19 protein-coding genes and 1 tRNA gene are annotated in these 23,622 nt (G+C 52.9%); 9 read left to right on the forward strand and 11 right to left on the reverse strand.

The features are described from left to right. Nucleotides 1-60: 60 nt before the first annotated feature. The 5 genes from ACFE33_RS13440 to ACFE33_RS13460 all read right to left on the reverse strand — a co-directional run bounded on the left by ACFE33_RS13440 (nucleotide 61) and on the right by ACFE33_RS13460 (nucleotide 6,065). Nucleotides 61-1,035 carry a glycosyltransferase gene (locus tag ACFE33_RS13440; RefSeq protein ID WP_380054342.1) on the reverse strand — a complete coding sequence of 325 codons (975 nt, stop codon included), beginning with the start codon at nucleotides 1,033-1,035 and terminating at the stop codon, nucleotides 61-63. Nucleotides 1,036-1,197: 162 nt separating this feature from the next. Continuing rightward, nucleotides 1,198-2,301, reverse strand: a complete 1,104-nt coding sequence (locus ACFE33_RS13445) for a glycosyltransferase family 2 protein (RefSeq protein WP_380054345.1) — start codon at nucleotides 2,299-2,301, stop codon at nucleotides 1,198-1,200. Further along, nucleotides 2,301-5,456, reverse strand: coding sequence for a glycosyltransferase family 2 protein (locus ACFE33_RS13450; RefSeq protein ID WP_380054348.1), 3,156 nt, complete (start codon nucleotides 5,454-5,456; stop codon nucleotides 2,301-2,303). The genes ACFE33_RS13445 and ACFE33_RS13450 overlap by 1 nt, the downstream gene beginning before the upstream one ends. A gap of 113 nt (nucleotides 5,457-5,569) precedes the next feature. Then, nucleotides 5,570-5,646, reverse strand: a tRNA-Arg gene (locus ACFE33_RS13455). Between the two features lie 107 nt (nucleotides 5,647-5,753). Next, entirely contained in the window at nucleotides 5,754-6,065 is a 312-nt protein-coding gene (locus tag ACFE33_RS13460) for an ETC complex I subunit (protein ID WP_380054351.1), read from the reverse strand. A 307-nt stretch (nucleotides 6,066-6,372) separates the two neighbouring features. Here ACFE33_RS13460 and uvrB point away from each other — a divergent pair, with 307 nt between their 5' ends. Together uvrB and ACFE33_RS13470 are read left to right on the forward strand one after the other, a co-directional pair. Further along, complete coding sequence (gene uvrB / locus ACFE33_RS13465; RefSeq protein ID WP_380054353.1) at nucleotides 6,373-8,544, forward strand: excinuclease ABC subunit UvrB; 2,172 nt, start codon at nucleotides 6,373-6,375, stop codon at nucleotides 8,542-8,544. A 78-nt stretch (nucleotides 8,545-8,622) separates the two neighbouring features. Further along, nucleotides 8,623-9,015: a hypothetical protein gene (locus ACFE33_RS13470; RefSeq protein ID WP_380054355.1), complete on the forward strand. Its 393-nt coding sequence runs from the start codon at nucleotides 8,623-8,625 to the stop codon at nucleotides 9,013-9,015. Between the two features lie 3 nt (nucleotides 9,016-9,018). On the opposite strand, the gene ACFE33_RS13475 is transcribed toward ACFE33_RS13470, so the two are convergent. After that, nucleotides 9,019-9,336, reverse strand: a complete 318-nt coding sequence (locus tag ACFE33_RS13475; protein WP_380054357.1) for an antibiotic biosynthesis monooxygenase family protein — start codon at nucleotides 9,334-9,336, stop codon at nucleotides 9,019-9,021. A gap of 96 nt (nucleotides 9,337-9,432) precedes the next feature. After that, nucleotides 9,433-11,727, reverse strand: a complete 2,295-nt coding sequence (locus ACFE33_RS13480; RefSeq protein ID WP_380054360.1) for a glycosyl hydrolase family 28-related protein — start codon at nucleotides 11,725-11,727, stop codon at nucleotides 9,433-9,435. A gap of 164 nt (nucleotides 11,728-11,891) precedes the next feature. Between ACFE33_RS13480 and ACFE33_RS13485 the strand changes: the two genes are divergently transcribed. From ACFE33_RS13485 to ACFE33_RS13505, 5 genes are all read left to right on the forward strand, one after another. Then, entirely contained in the window at nucleotides 11,892-12,611 is a 720-nt protein-coding gene (locus ACFE33_RS13485; protein ID WP_380054363.1) for an endonuclease/exonuclease/phosphatase family protein, read from the forward strand. Between the two features lie 72 nt (nucleotides 12,612-12,683). After that, a complete protein-coding gene (locus ACFE33_RS13490) occupies nucleotides 12,684-13,823 on the forward strand; it encodes an ROK family protein (RefSeq protein WP_380054365.1) in 1,140 nt (379 codons plus the stop codon). Next, complete coding sequence (locus ACFE33_RS13495) at nucleotides 13,820-14,926, forward strand: Gfo/Idh/MocA family protein (RefSeq protein ID WP_380054367.1); 1,107 nt, start codon at nucleotides 13,820-13,822, stop codon at nucleotides 14,924-14,926. Before ACFE33_RS13490 ends, ACFE33_RS13495 begins: the two co-directional genes overlap by 4 nt. Before the next feature lie 3 nt (nucleotides 14,927-14,929). After that, nucleotides 14,930-15,577, forward strand: coding sequence for a ThuA domain-containing protein (locus ACFE33_RS13500; protein WP_380054370.1), 648 nt, complete (start codon nucleotides 14,930-14,932; stop codon nucleotides 15,575-15,577). Nucleotides 15,578-15,675: 98 nt separating this feature from the next. Continuing rightward, complete coding sequence (locus ACFE33_RS13505) at nucleotides 15,676-16,950, forward strand: 3-phosphoshikimate 1-carboxyvinyltransferase (protein ID WP_380054373.1); 1,275 nt, start codon at nucleotides 15,676-15,678, stop codon at nucleotides 16,948-16,950. Between the two features lie 25 nt (nucleotides 16,951-16,975). Here ACFE33_RS13505 and metG read toward each other — a convergent pair whose 3' ends face one another. The 3 genes from metG to ACFE33_RS13520 form a co-directional block, all read right to left on the reverse strand. Further along, the gene (metG, locus tag ACFE33_RS13510; RefSeq protein ID WP_380054375.1) at nucleotides 16,976-18,502 is read right to left on the reverse strand and encodes a methionine--tRNA ligase; all 1,527 of its coding nucleotides are present in this window, start codon (nucleotides 18,500-18,502) and stop codon (nucleotides 16,976-16,978) included. A 104-nt stretch (nucleotides 18,503-18,606) separates the two neighbouring features. Next, complete coding sequence (locus ACFE33_RS13515; RefSeq protein WP_380054378.1) at nucleotides 18,607-19,575, reverse strand: aldo/keto reductase; 969 nt, start codon at nucleotides 19,573-19,575, stop codon at nucleotides 18,607-18,609. After that, on the reverse strand, nucleotides 19,568-20,698 hold the full coding sequence (locus ACFE33_RS13520; RefSeq protein ID WP_380054381.1) for a mannitol dehydrogenase family protein: 1,131 nt from the start codon (nucleotides 20,696-20,698) through the stop codon (nucleotides 19,568-19,570). Before ACFE33_RS13520 ends, ACFE33_RS13515 begins: the two co-directional genes overlap by 8 nt. A 201-nt stretch (nucleotides 20,699-20,899) precedes the next feature. Between ACFE33_RS13520 and ACFE33_RS13525 the strand changes: the two genes are divergently transcribed. Together ACFE33_RS13525 and ACFE33_RS13530 are read left to right on the forward strand one after the other, a co-directional pair. Beyond that, entirely contained in the window at nucleotides 20,900-21,793 is an 894-nt protein-coding gene (locus ACFE33_RS13525) for an FCD domain-containing protein (RefSeq protein WP_380054384.1), read from the forward strand. A 5-nt stretch (nucleotides 21,794-21,798) separates the two neighbouring features. Continuing rightward, nucleotides 21,799-22,635: an amidohydrolase family protein gene (locus ACFE33_RS13530; RefSeq protein WP_380054387.1), complete on the forward strand. Its 837-nt coding sequence runs from the start codon at nucleotides 21,799-21,801 to the stop codon at nucleotides 22,633-22,635. Here the strand turns inward: ACFE33_RS13530 and ACFE33_RS13535 are convergent. Then, nucleotides 22,625-23,617 carry a zinc ABC transporter substrate-binding protein gene (locus ACFE33_RS13535; protein ID WP_380054390.1) on the reverse strand — a complete coding sequence of 331 codons (993 nt, stop codon included), beginning with the start codon at nucleotides 23,615-23,617 and terminating at the stop codon, nucleotides 22,625-22,627. The two genes, ACFE33_RS13530 and ACFE33_RS13535, sit on opposite strands and share 11 nt — an antisense overlap. Nucleotides 23,618-23,622: the final 5 nt, after the last annotated feature.

A 23,622-nucleotide genomic window follows, 5' to 3' on the forward strand; every position in this document is an offset into this window, starting at 1 on the left:
AGCAATCTAGGGGGCCTATGGCGTAATTGCAATTCGTCGAGGGCACGGTCGGGTCTGAACTTACTTGCCCTGTGCCCATTCAAGCACTTGCGTGTGACGTACATCCCGTCGGCGCAAAATTCCGTCGCGAATAGCGCGCAACATGAGGCTAAGGAAAAGCGCTCTGTCATCTTTGTGGTCCCGTATCTTAAAGAGCCACTTTGGAATAATAAACAGCAAGGCCGGCCAGAAGAATACCCCGGCGGCAAGGCGGTACAGCATGAGCAAGTTGCGATGATAGTAATAGATTTTCCACATTGGGTGGAACCGTCCACGCTGTGCGGTAAATGTCGAGAGATCGTGCTCAAACCTGATACGCGGCTCGAAACACATCTTACCGCTCATTTCGCTCAAACCCAGCGTATAGATCCCGTCATCGCCATAGATGAATAGCTTTGGATCGGGATAACCCGCGATCTCCAAACCGCGCCGCGAAATAAAGAACCCAACGAATGATGTAACATCAATCGGCGACGGCTCTGATCGGCTATAGGCTTCGGGACGAATATGAAACCCACCGCGACCGTTCAGCATCGCACCAAAAAATTCTCGCAAATGCCAGAACGGATTGCGAGACGGACGGTTCATTTCGCAAATCTCCCCAGAAGGAAAATAAACGGCCGCCGCCATCCCGTCCCATTCCGCCACATCAAGGGCCTGAAAATTCGCGAGAGCACCTACTTCAGGGCGACCGTCATCATCCATCACGACCAGCCAATCAGGATCGAACCGCGAAACAGCTTCTTTCATCCCGCGATAGAAGCCACCGGCGCCACCGGTATTCGTCTCTTCTCGCAAGACAACCAGTCGATCGTCGGTTTGTTCATTTAACCAAGCGTCAGTACCGTCTGTGGACGCATTATCCACCAGTACAATGGCCAGAAGCTCATCCGCCGGACTATCCAATAGACGCGCAAGAGTGACCTGTAGCTTATCGAGCCGATTGCACGTAACCACCACAGCAACCAGCGATTTATTCGTATCGTGTAATGTCATTTATCTTACGCTAACTAATTTCCGCACATAGGTCACACTCTCTCCGCTAGGTCAACTAGAACCATGTAATGTTAGGAGATTGAGCAGGTCCTCGGAGCACGCCAATTGCACGCCGCGCAACGCCTGTGATGAGCCGTGTGCCTACATTGCCCACGATCAGTCTTAGCTGAGCACTGGCACTTCGCGCAGCCTATCTATTAGCTCATCGGGAATCGTCTTAGGCCCCGATTGAAAGCTTCCGCGCGAAACGAAGTTTAGGTGGCGCGAGATGATGTCCATTTTCTCGGAAGTGATCTCGTCAAAAAACGCGCTCATATCCTCACGTTCAAGTAGTTCCTGTATCTTTTGCCGATGCAGTGCGACGGCAGTTTCGTGAAGTTCTTTGATGCCTTCCAGCGCAAGCAGTTTTTCCAACATTGCTTTCGTCTTGGGGACGCGTCGTTGGATTGAAGTGTCCTCTTCCATGTTGAAATTCATCCGAAGCCAATAAATGCTACCTTGATCGCGGTTGACATGGTTCACACGGCCACGGTCGCGCTTTACAAGAAAGCTCTCGGCGGAGCGTACGGCGTAATGGTTCAGCGTAACCAGCTCATATCCGTAATCACGAATGCCAAATCTCCAACCTTCGTCGTAATAATCCTCTGGCACCTGCGCACCGGAACCATTCACCCACGGAACCTGTCCCTCAATCATTTTGCGCAAAGGTCGGTGCACACCCAGCTTACCGTATGAACCGGCAATTCCTGGCCCCTGTGTTTTGAAGAGCGTTTTCATTCCCCAAGCCTGAATCGGCGTGTGACAGAATTCTGGCGCACATCTTGTGAACTTCTCGGTGAGGAGAACGTCGTCATATCCTTTCTGCGAGGCGTTACCAAACAAGCGCCACTGCATTGAAATCATCTCTGCCTTTGGAACTGCGGCAAATAGATCGTCCAACTCGCCATCTCCAACATGGATGTTTGCATATTCATCCACGTCCGAGATCAGAATCCATTCGCTATCCTTAACTAGATCCAGATTCTGAGCGTATTTCAAAGCACCTTTTTGCGGGTTCACACCGTGGCGCATATTTAGATAGGGATTATCCATGCGCGTTACGAAACCGTGCTCGGAAAGCTTATCCAAGAGCTCCACGGTGCCGTCATCACAGTCATTGGTAAAAACCAGTACGTGATCAAACCCGATCGACAAATGATGAGCGAGCCATTCCAGGATGAAAGGCCCTTCGTTCTTCATACAGGTAATAATGAGACGCCGCGCCATTATTCCGCCTGCTCCAACTCTTTTTGTAGTCGTTCCAGACTCCTGCGAATGTTACCTGCCTCGCGCTTTCTGAGCGTATATTCGCAAACCTGAATCGCGAGTTTTACGTGCCCACGTTTTTCGGCTTCCATTAACAAATCATGCTGATATCTCGGAAGATCGCGGCGCGCTCTGAGACGCTTGTAAAAACGCTCATTCGTCAAGTTGTCGTCAAACATATCTAGCAAGAGAGGTTTAATGATCCCCATTTTGACGAACGCATTCGGAAGCTGGTGACCAAAGAACGGCATTCGCAGTTTGCGAATATTCGGGCCTTCGAGCCGGTCGACCTGAACGCGATCTAATTCGAAGTATGGGTCGGAAATTACGACGACATCTTTGGCGGCATCCGTAGCGCCACGTGCGTCGCAATACCGACCATCCCAGTCCAGCTTCTTGCGCCACCCCCAGCGGTTATCATCCGGCATTATACGAGGATCTAGCGTTGTTTGCGGAGCTACGGCGAGCACGCGGGCATTGGGTACACAACGAGAGTAACTAAGCGCCGCAAAGCCACCCATCGATGTGCCATAGAAAAGCACATCGTCAAATTGGTCGAAAAACTGGCTGCTGCTCAGCAAATCAAAGCAATCGTGCACAAAGTCATGCCTAAACCAATTGCGCTGTGACGCCATGACACCCAGTATCGAACAATCAAGCTCCTCCGAGAGCACCTTGTAACCCCAGGGCCATCGTTGCTGATCTGTCTTTACCACGCTCAGATTATCAAACACGATCACAAGCCGTTTGCCACGCGGTTCAAAGAACAAAGCGTTATCAGGCCCCTCCCAAAAGAAGCCCCCACATTTCGCTGCATATGCACGCGCGTCGCGGTAGCGCTCTTTGAATTCACCGGTAATGGCAGAAACCGGCGGCTCTGGTGTGTGGAAATCTGATGAAGTTGTTTCGGGGGGATCCACTTGAACCGAATTCAAATCACTATGTGCGGTCTTTGCGTTCAGCAAACTCTCTAGGTACCCGAGTTTTTGCTCTGCTTGCTCAGGTGAGAGAGTGTTCAATTCTGGTTCGGGAATGGCCACGCCAGTTCCTTCGTCGTCATCATCCCCCGCGCTTTCCTGCTCTGGTTTGGTCAGATAAATGGCATCAGGTCGCGCAATTTCTGTGAGCTCGTGATACAACTCCGCATAGGCAGAATCCGCCTTTAGCGTTGCGATCTTGGCCTTGTGCCACTCGACGGCATCATTATGCAGTTTAGACAATTGCTCATCCGCCAAGAGAGCAGAACGCTCTTTCTCCATCATCGGCAGGCGCTCAATCATGCGCGGGTCTTGCTCGGATGTGTAATTTCGGCGCATCCAGTAATCGATGCCCTGATCCTGTTCTGTATGGTTGATACGCCCACGATCGCGCTTCACCAAGAAGCTCTCGGCCGACCTCAGAATATAGTGGTTCAATGTCGCAAATCGGTACCCAAGGGAACGCTTGGTGGAGCGCCAACCGTTATTTGTCAAAAGCATTTCAGGCATAACGCGGCCAGAGCCATTGACCCAACGAACGCGCGACACAGCCTCATCATTCTCGATTTTCAGCGGCCTATGAACACCGATTTTAGTGTAGGGCGCCGAGCGATGCACCATGCTCTTGAAGCCCCATCCCAAACGAGGCTTTGGGATGAATTCCGGCGCGCAGGCCGTGAACTGCTCCATGATCGGGCGATCTTGGTATTCGCGGATGTTGTCGTTTCCAAAAAACTTCCAAGTAAAGGAAATCACGTTCGGATCATTACAAGCCTCGAACAATTCGGGGAAAGTGCCCCCACCGACGTGAATGTTCACGAACTCGTCCACGTCAATCGTCAATACCCAATCTGCGTCCTGCAGCACCGGCTGTTTTTGAGCATCGTTTAGCGCAACGTGCTGTGGCTTCTTGCCCGATGCAGGGTCCCACGGGTTATCAAGACGGGTGACAATCCCGAGTTCCGCCAAACGATCCAGCATCGCGTTGGTGTTGTCGGTACAATCGTTCGTATAAACGAGAAAATGCGTGACCCCGATTGCCTTGTGATATGCGATCCACTCAAGAATAAACGGCGCCTCGTTTTTCATGGAGGTCAGCACAAGTATCTTGTCTTGCGTTATCTTTTCCTCGGGCGGCGATAGCGCTGGCCACATCGCCTTCGTGCGCGCTTCGAGGTTATTTATCGCGGTTTGGTATTCGCGCGTTTGTTGAAGCGTGGCCAGCGGCAGGCTTTGAGGCTTTGGCTTGGGCACCTCTTGTGGCTGACTTACCTCTTCTTTGGCAATTTCATCTTGCGTCTTAAAGCCGGTCGGCGGCCGATCTGGAATGGGCGCGTTTAACGGGTCGATATTATGGCGTTTTAACGCGCGACCCAAGAAGCTTTCTGGATGAGCAACGCCATTCTCATGGGTGATCAAGCGACGGCTCAAACGCCTATTCCACAAGTGAACGCCATAACAACCATCGGTCAACTGCCGATCAATTTCATCGCCGGGCTTGAGGAGGTCACGTCGGTTTTTGAACGAGATCGGATAGAATGCCTCTTGCGGCATCGCGTGTTCAATTTCTCCCGACTGCTTTAGAAAATAGGTAACCGCTGCAGGTCCCCATACGCCCCATGGCAATTCCGATACATGGACACGTTCGCCGCGTTCTGCCGCCGCAATTAGCTTATCCCGCTCCTCACCTTCGATCCAAGGCGGGATTGGATACTCGTTCTCGCAAAACGCGTTCAAACTTGCCAACGTTCGAGAAAACCGCGGCAATCCAAATACTGCGTTACAGACTAGTCTGTTGGTTTTCTCCCACCCGAACACGAACTGATCTTTGAACGCCCATGGCTGCATACACAGCATATCGGCATCGACCCAGATCACATTTTGAAGAGAGATCATTCGGTACCGAAACAAGTCCGCATGAACCGCAGGCGAACCAGAGGACTTGTGACGAATGAAATCCGAAGCGGGAAAAATTTTATTGGCGTCAAGCATCTCGACACCATCAGGGCAATTATCCACGTTTTCGTATGTATAGAGAATTGTGCGGTGCCCATGATCTGCAAACGACTTAAGGCAAACTTGCTCAATATAGCTAAGATTCCCGCCAATCCAAAGGGAGGCGACCGTGGGCAATTGCATATCAAGCACTTTCGTCAAAACTCATCATCAAGATACGCCTATCTTTAGGACAGCTTGATGGCTTTGTTAAGGCTTGGACTTGGGTTCTGTAAAAACTTACGGATCAGGGAAATTGGCGGCCCCGGAAGGACTTGAACCCTCAACCTCGGACTTAGAAGGTCCTTGCTCTATCCAGTTGAGCTACGGAGCCGCAGTATGTGTTTCTTAGCTACGCCATAGTGAAGTTCAAGCGAAAATCGAATGGCGGCTAGGTTGCTAATCCAGATGCTCTGGAGCAGCGCTGTGCAGAGATAGCAGCTAGTGCGTCCATGCTCCACGACGGTTTGTCGCAAAGTTCTCGCCGTACCCACCGGCACGAATAACCGGCTTGCGGGTCTTAGGCTCTTGAACAAATGCATCAAGCCCGTTTGCTTCTGCATACTCAAGCGCGGCTTCTTTGCTGTCGAACTTTAGGCGCACTTGGCTTTGGGTGTCATTCGAACTCGTCCAACCCATAAGCGGATCAACTTCGCGCGCAGAAGCCTGAGCAAACTCAAGAATCCAAACTTTCGTTTTACCCATGCCGGACTGCATGGCATTTCTGGATGGCTGATAGATTCGAGCGCGCATGTCTGACTCCCTTTAGCTTGGGGACTTATGGCAATATTTCGCAAACAGAATCAAGTCCAAAGCATTGCAATTTTAGGGGGAGAGAAGCGGCAGAGATTGCTGGCCATCGAACCGGGAGCGATTGGGGTGTTGCCGAGGCCAGCAATCATGCTGCTGCTACAAGATCAGGTTAGGCACATAATTTTCATACCGCAACTAAAAAACACTCTTAGGTTGCATTTTCGAACTAACTGGCAGGAGAAACGGCCCCTCCCCTTGAAGTGGAACAAAAAGTGATCAAATCTATCCGCGCACAAGGAACCGATTCATGAATATTCCAGAGACCCCTCAAAAGCCGCACAACCGCCAGAAACTCGAGGGTGGTAAGCGGTTTGTCATGCATACCGAGTTTAGCGCGGCGGGCGATCAACCGACCGCGATCAAAGAACTGGTTGAGGGGATTAATTCTGGCGAAAGAGATCAGGTTCTCTTGGGCGCGACAGGTACGGGCAAGACCTTTACGATGGCGAAAATCATCGAGGAAACCCAGCGGCCCGCGATCATCCTTGCGCCTAACAAAACGCTCGCCGCACAGCTTTATGGGGAATTCAAAGGCTTCTTTCCTGACAACGCGGTCGAGTATTTCGTCTCTTTCTATGACTATTATCAACCCGAGGCATATGTCCCGCGGTCCGATACTTTTATCGAAAAAGAGAGCCAGATTAACGAACAAATCGACCGCATGCGCCACTCGGCCACGCGGGCTCTGTTGGAGCGGGACGATGTCATTATCGTTGCCTCGGTGTCCTGTATTTACGGTATCGGGAGTCCCGAAACATATACCGAAATGACTCAAGATCTAGAGGCCGGTGAATCCTACAGCCAGCGCGAAATCATGGCCGGCTTTATTGCCCAGCAGTACAGTCGGAATGACGCCGCATTTTCGCGCGGCACGTTTCGCGTTCGTGGCGATAGTCTGGAGATTTGGCCAAGCCACCTAGAAGATCGCGGCTGGCGGTTCTCGTTTTTTGGTGACGAGCTAGAGACCATTACCGAGTTCGACACGCTCACGGGCGAGCGCACTGGCAAACTGGATCGCGTGCGGATTTATGCGAACTCGCACTATGTGACCCCAAGACCAACGCTGCTTCAGGCGATCAAGTCGATCAAAGCTGAACTCAACCAACGTCTCAAGCAATTCGAAGCAGCGGGGAAACTACTCGAAGCCCAGCGCATTGAGCAACGCACCAAATTTGATCTGGAGATGATTGAGGCGCAGGGGTTCTGCAACGGCATCGAGAACTACTCCCGCTACCTAACGGGCCGCGCTCCGGGCGAGCCGCCCCCCACTCTTTTCGAATACATCCCTGATAACGCAATCGTTTTTGCCGACGAGAGCCACGTTTCTGTCCCGCAGATCGGCGGAATGTACAAAGGCGACTATCGTCGTAAACACACCCTTTCCGAACACGGATTTCGCCTTCCGAGCTGTATGGACAACCGTCCGCTCAAATTTGAGGAATGGGACGCCATGCGAAGCCAGTCTGTCTTTGTGTCCGCGACACCATCGAAGTGGGAGCTTGAACAATCAGGCGGTATTTTCGCCGAACAGGTTATCCGTCCGACGGGCCTACTCGATCCTGTCATCGAGGTACGCCCTGTCACAACCCAAGTGGATGACCTACTCGACGAAATTCACCGAGTTACCGCAGATGGGTTCCGTGTTTTGGTGACGACACTCACCAAACGTATGGCCGAAGACCTCACCGAATACCTGCACGAACAGGGTGTCAAAGTGCGCTATATGCACAGCGATATCGACACACTTGAACGCATAGAGATCCTGCGGGACTTGCGCCTTGGTGCTTTCGATGTGCTCATCGGGATCAACTTGCTCCGAGAGGGGCTGGACATTCCCGAATGCGGCTTGGTCGCGATCCTTGATGCCGACAAAGAAGGTTTCCTTCGGAGTGAGACTTCTCTTGTGCAGACAATTGGCCGAGCAGCGCGAAACGCTGAGGGCCGGGTTCTCATGTATGCCGACAAGATCACTGGCAGCATGGAGCGCGCAATCGGCGAAACAAACCGTCGCCGTGAAAAGCAAATGGCCTATAACGAGGCGCACGGCATCACACCGCAAACGGTCAAGAAAAACGTCGATGACGTGCTGTCGGGTCTTTATCAGGGTGATGTCGACATGAACCGCGTCACGGCCAAGATAGACAAGCCAATGGTCGGCGCAAATCTGGCGGCCCATTTGGACGGCCTTCGCCAAGATATGCGCAAGGCCGCAGAGAACCTCGAGTTCGAAGAAGCCGCGCGCCTGCGTGACGAAGTCAAACGGCTGGAGGCGGTTGAGCTTGCAGTGGCCGACGATCCATTGGCCCGCCAATCGGCAATTGACGCCGCAAGCAATTCAGCAGCACAAAAACGAGGGCGTAGTACAGCGGGCCGAGGAGGTACACGCACACACCGTGGAAAATCTACGGCCAAGTTCTGAGCCGCTGAATCCACGGGGTTTTCCAGTGGCATAAACTGTCCTATTATAGGGGCTTATTTCCGTGATCGGAGGGTATCCATGCGTGCCATAACCGTTTCTAAATTAACAGCCTTCGCCTGCGCACTGGTCGTTCTCGCTGGCTGCGCCACGCAACAGGAACGTTGTGTAAACTCCGCGACGCGGGACCTTCGGACTGTTACTGGTCTGGTCGCCGAGACCCAAGCAAACATCGCGCGTGGGTTCGGCTATAACGTTCAGCGAGTGCCGTATACCGTGTATGAAACGTGCTACTACGCGGCGCGGCGTGCTTACGCTTGCCCTCAAACATACACACGTACGATCAGCACCCCTGTAGCAATAGACATCCAAGAAGAGAAACGCAAACTTGCCAGCCTGCAACAGCGAAAAACAGAGCTTGAATCGCAAGTCTCGGAATGGATCGCGCAGTGCCGGTTAAAATATCCTGAGTAGCGCCTAAAAAACGGCCGCCACTTCGTACATCACTGGCTCAAAACTCTTGCAGAGTTCATTAATTGCGCGATTTCGCTTTCGCATTTCGGGCGTGCGTAACATCGCCTGAAAATCTTCGCGGCGCTTCCACTGTGAATAGTTCGCGATGCGTGTTTGGGCGTCATTTACATGCAAACCCGCTGCGATAAATCCGGGCTGTTTGCTGATAAATTCGTCATACGCCTCTGTCAGCGCCTCAAGCAAATCCTGACATGTCCCCGGCGTCATTTCAAATGTGGTGACAACGGTTTGAACGGGGGCAGATACTGAAATATTTGGCATAAACTCCTCCTATTCCCGAATCCTAGCGCAACCCCGCGATTCCACCAAACGTAATGAGAGGGCAATCGCTCGCCCTCTCCTGTCCTGAAGCGCGTATTACGTCGGCGTATCCATCCGAACCGTCAAATGCACCGTCCCACGGCACGCCACCGACCACTTGACCCTAAGCTCATCCTGATCGCTCCCCTGCTTCAATGAGGTGTATGGGAACTCCACGACATGTGTGTTGCTTGATCGAAGAATTTTCCCGTCCGGAACCAACCCAACCATTGATTTGGTCATGCCGCCGAACGGCAGCTTCTTTTCGGTATCAACGGTCCAGCTTGATGAGTCAGATTCCTCAGTGTGACGGAAAGACAGCGGATTAAAAATCGGCTCATTCACCAAGTTGAACGTGTTTCCCTCAACGACAACATTGCGCGCCTTGTTCATGTCAAGACTAGCATAGGTCTCATCGACATGATCCACACGATCAATGCTTCCGTTCAGTGCGCGAAATACGTTTCCAGAGATATTCAGCCCCTGAAGGTAATGCCCTGTCCCATATGGCTTGATAACAATCCAATTAAACCACGGCGCCACATCGTTAACTGTAAAAATGTTACCAGTAATGGTCAGCCCACCAAATGAGAACTCGCTATTGAAATCAGGGGTCGCATCGTGCTCGTTCGTCATTTCGATAAAGTTGTTATCGATATAATTTCCAACGATTGTCGACTTTGGATTCGTCGTCGTAAAGATCAACCCCGCCTTACGGATGCCATCTGTTTCGCCGTCACCATGGAACCAGTGGTTCCCCGAGAACAAATGCCCCGTACCATTCCAAACACCAAACGATGCAAAGCGCACGACGCGGTTGTCACGAACTTTGGTGTCATTCGCATTCACATTAACCGCAATCGTTGTTCGATCTTGTGAGCGCATAGACTGTTCGTTCGACAAGAATTGGCACCGATCAATCAGCATCCCCTGACAACCACCACCAGGCGACGTAATTCCGCGGTCCTTAGGTTTCGTAATGAAACAATCCCTCACTTGAAATGCCAGCCCGTCAGGCGCAAGCATGATCGCACTCGCGTGCCCGTTACATTGGAACTCAATGTCCGAAAGTACGAACTTGTCCAACCCCGAGAAGCCACTAAAATCCAATGCATACTTAAATCGAGTAAACGTATAATTCTGCGTCCCTGCCGCCCCAAAGAGTGGCTGGCTCAACGTCACCTTTTTCGCCCCTACATTGACCGCGCGCACATATACTTCACGTCCAACGCCAGCGCCTTCAACGAGCGAACCAACCGCAATATTCGCGATATTATCAACGTTGGTCAGAACCTTCGCGTCATTCTCCGAATACTTCGCGACCGAGGTCACAACCTCATCGTTCCACGCGGGGCCATCGACAACATTGAACTGACCATTCCGAATGACGCGTCGCACCGCATACCCCGAAATATTATCGACAACTTCCTGAACATTGATCGGCTCGGTAAGTTCGATCCGGCGCCCCTGCATATCCAGTGAATCGTGATCGGTGAAATTAAACAAAGCTTGTAGAGCCTTTTTGAACGCCAGTACTTCATCACCGCCAAATGCCTCGACATAAGTCCCCAAGTCATAATTCTTGGTCAAAGCCAACCGTGCCGATACGGGCATAGAAACCGAGCCCTGAAACCGCACACGGTTCATGAATGTTACGTTGCTATTAAGCCTGAACACCCCCGCCGGCACCAAAACCTCGCGACCGTTGGCGGCATTATCGGCAGCCGTGAACGCATCAGAATCATCGGTAACACCGTCGCCAATCGCGCCGTAATCACGCACGTCCACCCAGTCCATCATATCGCGCAGGAACACATCCGTCGCATCCTCAATGCGCAGATCATCTATACGCACCACCGACCCGTTCGGCCCCGTAAACGTAAGCCCAAAATGCCCATAAGTTGCCGTCAGCCCCCAAAGCATGTCCACACCCACTCGCGCGCCTGTTCCGACAATCGCCGATACTTCAACAACATCGCCGTAGCCTTCCAGAGTCTTCGTCGGCCCCACTTCGACAAGCCCGGCCACGTGCGCATCTTGCGCTTCACCGGCCCAGCCCGAAATCTGGACGTCTGGTAAGTTGCCACTCACCACTTTCACCCGCGCACTAATGCGCAAATAGCAACCGGGGATTATCGGTGTTTTTCCCATCCAATGCAGTTTCTGGGTCGTGTTCGTCTTGAGCAGCTCCAGACAGCTGCCAAAATCCTGATCCGCCGAGACAATCGCTGCATACGGCGAACCATCATAAGTATCCGATCCCGCCGTTCCGTCTTGCGATGACCAAACATCCAATCCGCCCGCAAATGCAGATGGCATAAGTTCCAATCTTTCGGTGATGGCTATGTTCATTTGTTACCCCTTCGACATTTGCGAGAACGTGCTTTCAATTCAGACAGCGCCGTTTTTAACAAAAATGTCCTAACGCCCCCCTAGACATCCGTGCGCTGCTTCACCAAATCGGGAACACCGAATGCGCCTTGTATTCAGGCATTTCATGCGGCAAAACGAACAGAGTGAACGTAACAAAACGGTTCAATATGCGCATCGCGAGCTACAACATTCGCAAATCTGTCGGCCTCGACTGGAAGCGCAGTCCGCAACGAATCCTCAAGGTTCTTCGGGAAATTTCAGCCGACATCGTCGTCCTTCAAGAAGTTGACCGCCGCTCGGGCGCGCGTCAAAGCACCCTCCCCGCGCGCATCGACCCCGACGGGCTGAACTACACCTATGTTGATATCGCCGTTCGCCCGCGCAGTTATGGCTGGCACGGAAACGCAATTCTTTTTGGTCCGCACTATGAACAGATATCCTGCGAACGGATCGAACTCCCAACTTTCGAGCCGCGCGGCGCAGTCACCGCATTGTTTCAAAACGAAAACGGCCAGAAGTTCCGCATTATCGGTGCTCACCTTGCCCTGCAAAAAAGCATGCGCGCCAAGCAGGCAACCGTACTTTGCGATTATATGAATGCATTGCCCGACGATATCCCTTGTATTCTTGCTGGGGATTTCAATGAATGGCGATTGCACGGCGCAGCAGGTGAAGTGTTCGAAGACGAATTCACACTCTTAACACCTGGTCCCAGCTTCCATACCTCTCGCCCGACTTTGCCACTGGACCGTTTTGTCATTACTCCAACCATTGAGCCTGCGGAGTATGGAGTCTTTACTTCGGAAACCACGCGCAAGGCGTCCGACCACTTACCGATCTATTTGGACATCAAGAGTCTCTAAGTCTGAATAACCCCCTTGATATATCCCAAAATCTATTTATTCAGGACTCCGTACTAAATAGGAATTCCCGTTTTGCTCAAGATCGCAGACCCACTTTTGATGCGCGAAATCAATAAGTTCAGCATCCTTGAGACGATTCGACAAAGCGGTGAGATTTCCCGAATTGAGATTACCAACCGCACACAACTAAGCCGCACAACCGTCTCTGCAATCACTGGCGCTCTGCTTGAGACGGGCCTGATCGAAACAAGCCACACCGAGGAACCTTCGCGCGGCCGTCCACGGGTAAAGCTGGCACTTGTGGCCGACGCCGCCTATGCCTTCGGCATCGCGCTTGACGCTAATGGCCTCACGCTGTCCCTAACCAATTTTCGCGGTGACGTCATGATAACCGCTCGGCATAAACGCCGCCTTGCCGATTTAACTGCCTTCGAGATCGCCGACTTCATCACTCCTATCCTACGCGAAGCCTGCGCTGCATCGAATATTGACCAGCGTCGCGTAAATGGCATTTGCATCGGAATTCCCAGCCTAACTGATCTCGAGAATGCCACATGCACCGCCGAAGCGACATTCGCCTCCGTAACACCCGAACTACGCGACACTCTCGCCCAGAGAACCGGCCTCAGGGTATTCTTGGAAAACCATGCAAACCTGTTGGCATTGGATCATCAATGGACGGGGCACGACGGCACCTGCGCTTTTGTTGTCTTTCACGAAACGCTCGAACTCTCCATCATTCCGTCCAATGGCGCTCATGGACGTCTCGCCCCCGCAATCGGTCACACCAAAATCCGTGCTAACGGTGAAGTATGTGAATGCGGCCAAGTTGACTGCGCACAAGCGTACCTCTCACTCTCTGCGCTCACCAAACTGAACGGCAAAGCGGGGCAATCACTGGCCGACCTACTCGCCGCAGTTTCCCCCCAACACGCATCGCTACTTGCGGATGTCTTGGGCCAATGCGTTGCGCATGTACTAAACCTTTTTGCCCCTCAGAAGCTTATCCTAACCTGCGACAGCAGCGCCTTTCTTGAGCACATCTCAGACGAACTCATCGCGAGCATCAACAAGAACACAGCCAAACAGCACCTTAACCAAACGACCCTAGAGTTTCGGGCCGCGAACCCACAAAACGTGGCAAGAGGAGCCACCGCTTTTGTACTCCGTGAATTCTATAATGCGCCATGGTTGGCGAAGGAGGAAAAATGAAAACATCAGTCAACGTCGGTGTCATCGGATGCGGCAACATCTCGGACGCCTATCTCAAAGCGGCCCCGCAATTTGAGGCCATGCAAATCATCGCCTGCGCCGATATCAATCCCGACGCAGCGATTGCCAAGGCAGAAACCTATGGCATCCAAGCGCTTAGCGTCGAAGATTTGCTCGCGGATGATCGGATAGAGCTCGTCCTTAACCTGACCACACCACAACACCACGTGCCTGTCGGGCTACAAATATTGAACGCAGGCAAGCATAGTTATTCAGAAAAACCCTTGGCGATTGACCTCTCCGAGGCGCTGAAACTTGTCGAACTCGCCGCGCAAAAGGGCCTTCGCGTTGGCTGTGCGCCTGATACGTTTTTCGGCGGTTCTCACCAAACGGCACGCAAGGCTGTCGATGAAGGCATAATTGGCGCGGCCCTCGCTGGCTCTGCCTATATGATGTGCCCGGGCCACGAGGCATGGCACCCTAATCCCGATTTCTACTATCAACAGGGTGGTGGCCCGCTCATGGATATGGGGCCATACTATATCACCGCACTCATCAATATGATCGGCTCAATTGAGTCCGTCACCGGCGTCGCCAAGGCTGCCTACGCCAAACGAGAGATCACTTCCGGTCCTAGGAAGGGCGAGAAATTCAACGTCGACGTCCAAACCCACATTTCCGCAGTTCTAAGCTTCACCTGTGGCGCTCAGGTCAACCTGACAACAAGCTTTGACGTTCACAAACACACCCATAATCACATCGAACTTTATGGCTCCAAGGGATCAATGATCGTCCCAGATCCAAACAGATTTGATGGCGACGTAGAAGTAAGCAAAGCGAGCGGGGATTGGGAAAATGTGCCTCAAACGCATCTCTACGGCGACGACAACTATCGCGGCATTGGCCTTGCGGATATGGCCCAAGCCATTCTGGATGATCGCCCGCAACGCGCAAGCCTTGAACTGTCGCTGCACGTTCTCGAAGCGATGGAAGCGATCCTGACCTCGGCCGAAACAGGCCGCCGCGTCACACTCAAACATCAATGCGACCGCCCTGCGGCGCTGCCTGATACTTTGCCATTTGGAAAACTCAAGGAGGAGTGAGAAATGCCAATCAAGAAAGCCCTCATCGTTTGGGGAGGCTGGGACGGCCACACCCCCCAAGAAAGCGCAAAGGTCATGAAAGCATCGCTAGAAGATGCCGGATTTGACGTGACACTAGAGGATTCTACCGAAGCATTCGCCGACCCAGACCTTGGGCGGTTTGACCTCATCATGCCCGTCATTACAATGTCCACAATCGAGAAGGAGGAACTAACCAATCTTCTTGCCGCGGTGCGCGCTGGATCGGGGCTTGCGGGCTTCCACGGCACAATGTGTGACAGTTTCAGAAACGAACCCGACTACCAATTTATGACTGGCGGTCAGTGGGTTGCCCATCCGGGCGACATCATTGACTACACCGTACAGATAACCAAAACGGACGACCCAATCACAGATGGCATTTCCGATTTCGCCTATCACTCCGAGCAATATTATATGCACATTGACCCCTCGATCGAAGTGCTCGCCACCACAACATTCGACGGCAGTCGCTTTGACGAGATTGACGGTGTCGTAATGCCCGTTGTCTGGAAGCGTCGGTTTGGCAAAGGGCGCGTGTTCTATTCCGCACTCGGACATATTGCCGATGAGTTCAAAGTTCCTGAAATGAAAACCATGATGGAACGCGGCGCACTTTGGGCTGCACGCTAAACTCTTTCCGAGGCAGCCGCCCTGCCTCGGAATCCATTGTTGCGGCCTTGTGCACACCTGCGTAAAACAATCGCAAACAGCCAAAGAAGGATCGCGCAATGACCCACTCGACTGACGACTCCAAGATCCTGCTTTCCGTGACCGAGGGCACACTCGCAGGGACGGTTGCCGTTCCTGGCTCCAAGTCGATCACAAACCGCGCTCTCCTCTTGGCTGCCCTATCCGAAGGCACGACCAAGCTTACCGGATGCTTGGTCAGCAAAGACACCGAGCTCATGGCAGAGGCCCTACGCAATTTCGGTGTCTCGGTCAGCGCGGTGAACCCTGTTGAAACGGTTGTCACAAGTAGCGGCAAGCTCAATGCGCCCACCTCTCCGATCTTTGTTGGGAACGCGGGAACCACAGCGCGTTTTCTGACGGCTGCGGCCTGTTTGGCTGACGGCGAGACAGTCATCACTGGCGACGAGGACATGCAGCGCCGCCCAATTCAGCCCCTCATTACGGCACTTCAGGAACTTGGCTTTAACGCAAATAGTGAAACAGGTTGCCCGCCCGTGACCCTCGCTGGTCGCGCAGGCGAAATCGGCACGCGGGTCGAAATTGATGCGGGCCTATCGACGCAATATATTTCCGCCCTAATGATGATGGCGCCCCGTTTGGAAAAAGGGTTGGAGATTGCCCTCAAGAACGCAGATGGTCTTGATGGTGCTGGTTACCTTGATGTCACCACGCGCATTATGCAAGAGTTCGGCGTAACCGTGAAATCAAACGACGACGCAGCTTGGACAATCCCTGCAGGGAAATACAACGCCCCGAACTACGCCGTAGAGCCAGACTACTCCGCCTGCACCTATCTTTGGGCTGCGGATGCCCTCTCGAAAGGCGAGGTAACGATATCCAACTCCAAAGAAGGCGAAACGGCCCAGCCAGACGCCAAAGCACTAGACGTTATCCGCACCTTCCCGAATATGCCCGCAACGGTTGATGGTTCTCAGATGCAGGATGCGGTGCCAACGCTCGCCGTACTCGCCGCTTTCAACAAAACACCTGTCCGCTTCGTTGGGCTCAAGAACCTTCGTGTCAAGGAATGCGACCGCGTCGAAGCGCTTCGTGAGGGTCTCGTGCGGATCAACGCAAACCTCGCGACAGTTGAGGGCGACGATCTCTTGGTCAACGGATCACAGGACCTCGTCGCGGACGCCGACATGACCGAAATCCGCACCTTTAACGACCACCGCATAGCGATGTGCTTTGCGCTTGCGTCCATTCGCCTTGATGGCATCGTCATTCAGGACCCGAAGTGCGTCGGCAAAACCTTCCCTGAGTATTGGACCGAAATGGCCAAGATCGGCATGACAGCGACGGAAATTTAAAAGGCGCCACATTGGGCGCCTCTCGTTATACTACGCGTGGGAATAGAGGAAGAACTTCACCGAATTCCTTGCTCTCGGCCAGCCGATCAAGCGAGGGCTTCCACGCTTCGGCATCTGATACAGGACACCCTAGAATTGCGAGCGCCTTGTCTGCCGACTCTGGAATAATTTGGCGGAACGCCTCAAATAGTACCCGCAAGCTGTCCAACGTCACATAGAGCACTGTTTGCCCGCGCGCCTCTGTTTCGGGATCTTTGAGCAACTTCCACGGAGCTTGCTCGGTGAAATATGTATTCAACTCATCTGCGGCTTGAATAAGCGCCTCTGTCCGCGACGAAATCTCGGCCAGCGTAAACACTTCGGCAAACTTTTCTGCAGCAGCAAGAGCGGTGGCGCGCGCGGCTTCATCCTCGACTGTCAACGCGCCCTTCGCAGGAACCTTGCCGTCCAAACGATCAGAAGCAAACTTAGCCGCACGCGAAAGAAGGTTTCCAACCTTGTTACCCAACTCTCCATTATAGGCGGTTTGGATTAGTTCGACCGAAATCTGACTATCGTTTTCAGCGCGCATATGCCGTGCCAAGTAATAGCGAAGCGCATCCGCCCCGAACTTCTCGACCACTTCAAGCGGGTCAACAACATTGCCAAGCGACTTGGACATTTTCACGCCCCCCGCTCCGAGCCAGTGACCATGCACAGAGAGCTTCTTAGGAAGCGTCTCGCCCATCCCCATAAGGATGATCGGCCAATATACACCGTGCGTCTTGAGAATGTCCTTACCGATTACGTGCTCTACTTCGGCCCAATACTCCTGATAATCGTTCTCGGGCCAGCCCAAATTCGTCAGGTAGTTGATAAGCGCGTCGAACCAAACATAGGTTACGTAGTCCTTATCAAACGGAAGCTCGACCCCAAGCGTCACACGCGATTTCGGGCGCGAGATACACAAATCCTCAAGTGGCTCCTTAAGCATATTCTTGAGTTCGGTAAGGAACTTCTGAGGCTGAACGAAGTCCGGATTCGCTTCGATATGATCCAACAAGCGCTGGCGGAACGGCTCCATCGGGAAGAAATAGTTCGCCTCGGTGATCTCCTCTACAAACAGGTTCGGGTGGTCAAAACACTGGCCATCATCATTAAGGTCGGAGTCAGTTTTGAACTGCTCACACCCTTTACAATAGATTCCCGAATACTCCTTCTTGATGATCAAACCGGCGTCCATCATGGATTGCTCCATTTGGGCAACGCGCTCTTTGTGGAATGGGCGGCTTGTGCGGACGAAGTAGTCGTAATCAACATTCAAAAGGTCAAACGCCTTCTTGAACTCCGACGAACGCAGGTCCAGATATTCGTCAACGGGCAAACCAAGCTTCTCTGCGGACTCTTGGTTCTTCTGCCCATGCTCGTCGCAACCCGTGGAAAAGCGTGTTTCAACACCGTTGGCTTTGCGGTTGCGGATCATGATGTCACACATGACTGTCGTATGCGCGTGTCCCAAATGGGGAGCCGCATTCACATAATAGATGGGCGTCGTCACATAGCTTTTCGTCATTTTGTCACCTTACTAGACCGCATAAAAAAGTGGGCTCGCCGGATATATCGGCAAGCCCACCTATTAACAAGCCTCCCAGCGTTTCAACAGGGAAATCAGACGCCCTAGAACAGCTCGCGGATAAGCTCACTCGGGATATCTTTCTGCAACGCATCCAGATTCCGCTGGAGCGACGAAACCTTACCAGTCCCGATCAGAACGCTTACAACTTCCTTTTTGGCCAATCCGAAGTGAAGCGCCGCCGTCGGCAATGCGACGTCATATTCTGCGCACTTATCCTGCAAAGCCTGTGTTTGCGCCAGAATTTCGGCGCTCGCAGGTTCATAATTAAAGTGCGCCCCTTCTTTTGGTCCCGTCGCCAAGATACCCGAGTTAAAGACGCCCCCAATCACAAGGCTAACATTTTTCTCGCGACACAAAGGCACAAGCTCGGCTTCTGCGGTACGGTCCAAGAGCGTCCACCGCCCTGCCAACAAGATAACGTCAATCGGGTGCCTCTTTATGACTTCAACACAGACTTCGTTTTCATTCACACCAAGGCCATATGCTCCGATTTCTCCGCGTTGTTTCAAGCTCTCAAGATACGGCAATCCTGTTTCAAACAAATCCTGCATGTGCTTGGCATTTGCCTCGCCGTGGGTCAGCTCACCGATATCATGCACAAAAACGATATCGATCTTGGATGTCCCCAAACGCTCACGGCTGCCCTCAAGGCTCTCGGCAAACCCTTCGGCGGAATAGTCATAGTGCACATCGTTTGGTAATGGGTTCACAAAACCATCCGCCTCGGCGCGTTGCTCTCCGGGGCGAAGAACACGGCCAACCTTGGTCGAAATCACGACCTCATCGCGGTTTTTGCTCGCCAGAAATTCCCCCAACCGCGCCTCTCCACGACCACGACCATAGTGCGGAGCCGTATCAAAATAGCGCACGCCCTTTTTCCACGCCTCTTCTAGAACTGCACGCGCATCGTCATCTGAAACTTCGGCATAGATATTCGCAATAGCTGCGGTACCCAGTGAAACGCGGCTGACTTCAACGCCTGTATTTCCTATTTCACATTGATCAAACATGCTCTTTATCCTCTGATTTCTTAACTATTTTGGCTAAACGTGGTTTGGGCGCGGTGCAACCCTTGGAGTGTGCCCAAGCGATGAAATCACCAATGCGGCGTTGAATTTTCTCATTGTGGTTCCCCGCAATGTCCTGAATTTTATGATCCAGGAACGGGTTGCGGAACCGATCCAACGTTGTGGCCACATAGGTCTCGGCTTGCTCTTGCAATCCCGCTGCGGCAAACGCTGGAAGCACCTCAACCGCATATAGATCCTTCAAATCCGCGAGCGCGGGTGTGTCGTCCAAATACTCACGCACCAAGGCGGGCGGTGAAGTCTCGGTCAGCCAACGATCCGCCAGATACGTATGTCCAAGGTTAAGGATGAATAGCTTCAACGCCTCCGAAACTTCAAGGCTCTCCACGATTTTCACACAGGGATGCCGAACCGGCGGAACAAAGCCGTCCAGCCTCTCAATCGCCCAAAGCGCATATGGCTCTGCAATCGCGCCCGCAGGCTCAATGGGTTCTGAAACAATCCGATCAACAAGCGAATCGAGCCACATAACATCGGCATCCAGCCAATTCCGAAACTCTGGGGAACGCTTTAAAGCAATCTCAAGAACACGAGCCTTTAGAACCGCGCCATTTTTTACGATAAGCTCCATCGGCAGGATGGTGAGTGCACGCGCGTTCGCTTCAAATCGTGCAAATAACAACTGCTCTAGTTTGGCAGGGAATGACATTGCCTGATCGAAATCTGGCCCCCCATCCGCTGGCTGTGCCGCATAGCCCTTATCACCCGTATTCGAGATTACGTACTCCGCATCGCTTACAAATTGCTCAACGAGTTCCGACCAATTCTCGGATGTCGAAAACGTCTTGGCGACAGAGGTTACGTGCTGCGTGCGGTCGACGGGTTGACCGTTCTCAAGCCCCAGAATCCGAACGGGATAACCGCCCTCTTGCGTCAGCCCAACAAGGCGATCCGCGCGCGCCGATCCGTCGGTTGTCTTCACAACCGCTACGCGCCCCGCGGCCTCGTTTTTTGCTAGTGCCTCGGCGATGAACAGGTCCGCGTGAGCCTGTAAAAAGCGGCTGGTGCCAAACTGGAATATCGGTGTCTTAACGCGTTCGCTCATGCTGATAATGACCTGTCTAAACTAGTTTCATTCTCTTGCTCCCCAGCCACTACCGGCGCGAGAGGCGCTCGACGCACAATCAATCAATTTCTGTAATTTTATGCAATAAAAACTTTCGACAACAGCCAGATTTCGGCCTATCATCCTCGCGAAGTCCCGCATTAACATCCGCATACTGAACAACAATCAGGGTCAGAGCACGTGTCTCGCACCAATAGCGTCTATAAGAAATCCTATAATCGCGCGCTGGACTACCTTGCGACAATGAACGAGGATTCGCTCCTCCCGCCGGAAACGGAACTCGCCGATAAGCTCAACACAAGCCGAACAACCATTCGTGCCGTGCTTGAGCATCTGGACGAATCCAAAATCATCCATTGGGAAGGCCGCAAGAAAACCATTCTACGCGCGCCTGAGAAATCGGATTACTACGCCACGGATGAAACCCGCTCTGCCAGTGCCAAGGTCGAGAGCCTGTTTATGGACTATATTCTCGGCAGTGATCGCGCGCCCGGAACGATTTTACGCGAAAGTGAACTCGCCCGCGAATTCGGCGTAAGCTCCTCGGCAATACGGGAATACCTCATTCGTTTTTCCCGCTTTGGCCTCATTGAAAAAGAACCGAACCGCCATTGGGTGCTTCACGGCTTCACCCCAAGTTTCGCAGAGGAGCTCTCTGATGTCCGCGAAATATTTGAGATCCGCGCGCTGCAAACGTTCTGCGCCGCGCCGCTAACCAAGGAAAGCCGCGCTGCCCTATTGGAATTGAAGGCCGAGCATGACGATATGTTGGCGAATTTGGACACGGACTATCCAAAATTCTCGCGCTTGGACGAGCGTTTCCATAGGCAACTTATTCAAGCGCAAGACAACCGATTTATTGAAGATTTCTACAAGCTTATTTCGCTCATCTTTCACTATCACTACCGCTGGAAAAAGACCGCCGAGAAGGAGCGAAACCGTGTCGCCGCCCTAGAGCATCTGGCCGTCATTCACGCCCTGCTTGATGGCGAAACAGACAAGGCGCGCACAGCGTTCATGACGCATCTGCAATCGGCGCGCCGCACACTTCAAACTAGCGTAAAATGGGACTAACAGGCATGATTATCGACGCTCACCACCACCTTTGGCAAATTCACCGCGGCGTTTACGACTGGATCACCGAAGACCTCGACAAAATCCGTCGCGACTATTTTCCACGCGATCTCCTGCCTCATCTTCAACGCACTGGCGTGCAAAAAACGGTACTTGTCCAAGCAAGCGAGTCCATCACCGAAAACGCATTCCTCCTTGATCAAACTCAAGCAGGGGATTTCATAGGCGCCATTGTGGGCTGGGTTGACCTCACCCAACCCAATATTGACGAAACGCTTGATGAACTGTCCAAGATCGACCTTGTCAAAGGCATCCGTCCGGTCCTTCAGGGCATCGAGGATACAGACTGGATTCTTCGCCCAGAAGTGATCGATGTATTGCGGCATGCCGCCGAAATCGGTTTGAAATTTGACGCTCTGATCACGCCACGCCACCTTGATGCGATTGACCAACTGGCCAAAGTGATCCCTGAATTGCCCATCGTCGTCGATCACGCCGCCAAGCCCGTCATCGGACTCGATAAACCGTTCCAAACGGAATGGGCAGAAGGAATGGCGCGCCTCGCAAAACATCCGCAGCTGCACGCAAAAATCTCGGGCCTAGCAACGGAATTTGGCACCGGCTGGAACGCCGAAAACCTAGCGCCAACCGTAGCAACCCTACTCGAGAACTACGGCCCTAGCCGACTGATGTGGGGAAGCGATTGGCCGGTGCTAGAGCTTGAAGGAACCTATGAGGAATGGTTCGCCTGCGTTCAATCCTTGATCGCAGACTTACCAGACTCAGAGAAATCCGACATTCTCGGTGCAACGGCTCAACGTTTTTACGGCATTACCGCGTAGAACATTCAGCAAGCCCCTCGGCGATATCGGTAAGTGTCGCCACATAGAGGTCTTGGTTTAACGGGAGCTTCCCTCCGAGCGGGTCAGCCACGACAATCGCAAGCTCGTTATCGGGCGAGATTGTTTGGATGATCCGATCGTCAAAGTTCGGCTCAACCGCGACGCAGGTCACTTTGTTGTCGCGGATCAATGCCCGAATATTCTTGAGACGGCGCGGCCCTGGGTCGGCCGCCTCACCGTCCGCTATTGCACCGGCGGAAGGGAACTGAAACCGATCCTCAAAATACTGAAGCGAGTCGTGCTGTACAACGAATGCGCCATTTGCGCTCTTTAGGGTCTCTTCAATGCCAGCTGACACTTCGGCCAACTCGCTCACAAAACTTGCTGCGTTCTCTTGGTAAACACCCTCGTTTTCAGGGTCTTGTTCGGCAAGCACATCGGCGATTGCAACCGCCCAGAGCGCGCCATTATCTGGATTAAGCCAGCTATGCGGGTCCTCATCGCCATGCGAATGCCCGTGATCATCGTGATGCTCCTCGTGCTCCGCGTGATCGTCATCACCATGATCGTCGTGGCCTTCGTGATCGTCGCCATGCTCTTCATGGTCATCATGTGCCTCGTGAACACCATGGCCAGTGCGTGTATCGAGAACTTTCGTTCCTTCGATCTCTGCGAGATAGATCACCTCCGCTTGCGTCGCGAGGGTCTCGATTGGGCGCACGAGCCAAGGAGCGAGTCCCTCGCTCACACTCACGACCACATCTGCCTGCTCTAGCGCTTGCGCGTGTGATGGACGAAGCGCGAAATCATGGGGCGACGCTGCCTGCTCAACGATCAGTGTCGGCTCACCTACCCCATTCATCACCTTGGAAACGATAGAATAAATCGGTGCAATATCGGTCACAACTTTCGGTGCATCGGCATGGGCGGCCTGTGCAATTCCCGAAAGTACGAAGGCGGCGGTCAAAACATTTTTGTGCATACTGT

The organism is Falsihalocynthiibacter sp. SS001, from assembly GCF_042445055.1.
GTDB lineage: Bacteria > Pseudomonadota > Alphaproteobacteria > Rhodobacterales > Rhodobacteraceae > Falsihalocynthiibacter.

Excerpts from the sequence above, each read along its gene's own strand:
- ACFE33_RS13440 (WP_380054342.1), bottom strand. The coding sequence starts at position 1,035 with ATGACATTACACGATACGAATAAATCGCTGGTTGCTGTGGTGGTTACG.
- ACFE33_RS13445 (WP_380054345.1), bottom strand. The coding sequence starts at position 2,301 with ATGGCGCGGCGTCTCATTATTACCTGTATGAAGAACGAAGGGCCTTTC.
- ACFE33_RS13450 (WP_380054348.1), bottom strand. The coding sequence starts at position 5,456 with ATGCAATTGCCCACGGTCGCCTCCCTTTGGATTGGCGGGAATCTTAGC.
- ACFE33_RS13460 (WP_380054351.1), bottom strand. The coding sequence starts at position 6,065 with ATGCGCGCTCGAATCTATCAGCCATCCAGAAATGCCATGCAGTCCGGC.
- uvrB (WP_380054353.1), top strand. The coding sequence starts at position 6,373 with ATGAATATTCCAGAGACCCCTCAAAAGCCGCACAACCGCCAGAAACTC.
- ACFE33_RS13470 (WP_380054355.1), top strand. The coding sequence starts at position 8,623 with ATGCGTGCCATAACCGTTTCTAAATTAACAGCCTTCGCCTGCGCACTG.
- ACFE33_RS13475 (WP_380054357.1), bottom strand. The coding sequence starts at position 9,336 with ATGCCAAATATTTCAGTATCTGCCCCCGTTCAAACCGTTGTCACCACA.
- ACFE33_RS13480 (WP_380054360.1), bottom strand. The coding sequence starts at position 11,727 with ATGAACATAGCCATCACCGAAAGATTGGAACTTATGCCATCTGCATTT.
- ACFE33_RS13495 (WP_380054367.1), top strand. The coding sequence starts at position 13,820 with ATGAAAACATCAGTCAACGTCGGTGTCATCGGATGCGGCAACATCTCG.
- ACFE33_RS13500 (WP_380054370.1), top strand. The coding sequence starts at position 14,930 with ATGCCAATCAAGAAAGCCCTCATCGTTTGGGGAGGCTGGGACGGCCAC.
- ACFE33_RS13505 (WP_380054373.1), top strand. The coding sequence starts at position 15,676 with ATGACCCACTCGACTGACGACTCCAAGATCCTGCTTTCCGTGACCGAG.
- metG (WP_380054375.1), bottom strand. The coding sequence starts at position 18,502 with ATGACGAAAAGCTATGTGACGACGCCCATCTATTATGTGAATGCGGCT.
- ACFE33_RS13515 (WP_380054378.1), bottom strand. The coding sequence starts at position 19,575 with ATGTTTGATCAATGTGAAATAGGAAATACAGGCGTTGAAGTCAGCCGC.
- ACFE33_RS13520 (WP_380054381.1), bottom strand. The coding sequence starts at position 20,698 with ATGAGCGAACGCGTTAAGACACCGATATTCCAGTTTGGCACCAGCCGC.
- ACFE33_RS13530 (WP_380054387.1), top strand. The coding sequence starts at position 21,799 with ATGATTATCGACGCTCACCACCACCTTTGGCAAATTCACCGCGGCGTT.
- ACFE33_RS13535 (WP_380054390.1), bottom strand. The coding sequence starts at position 23,617 with ATGCACAAAAATGTTTTGACCGCCGCCTTCGTACTTTCGGGAATTGCA.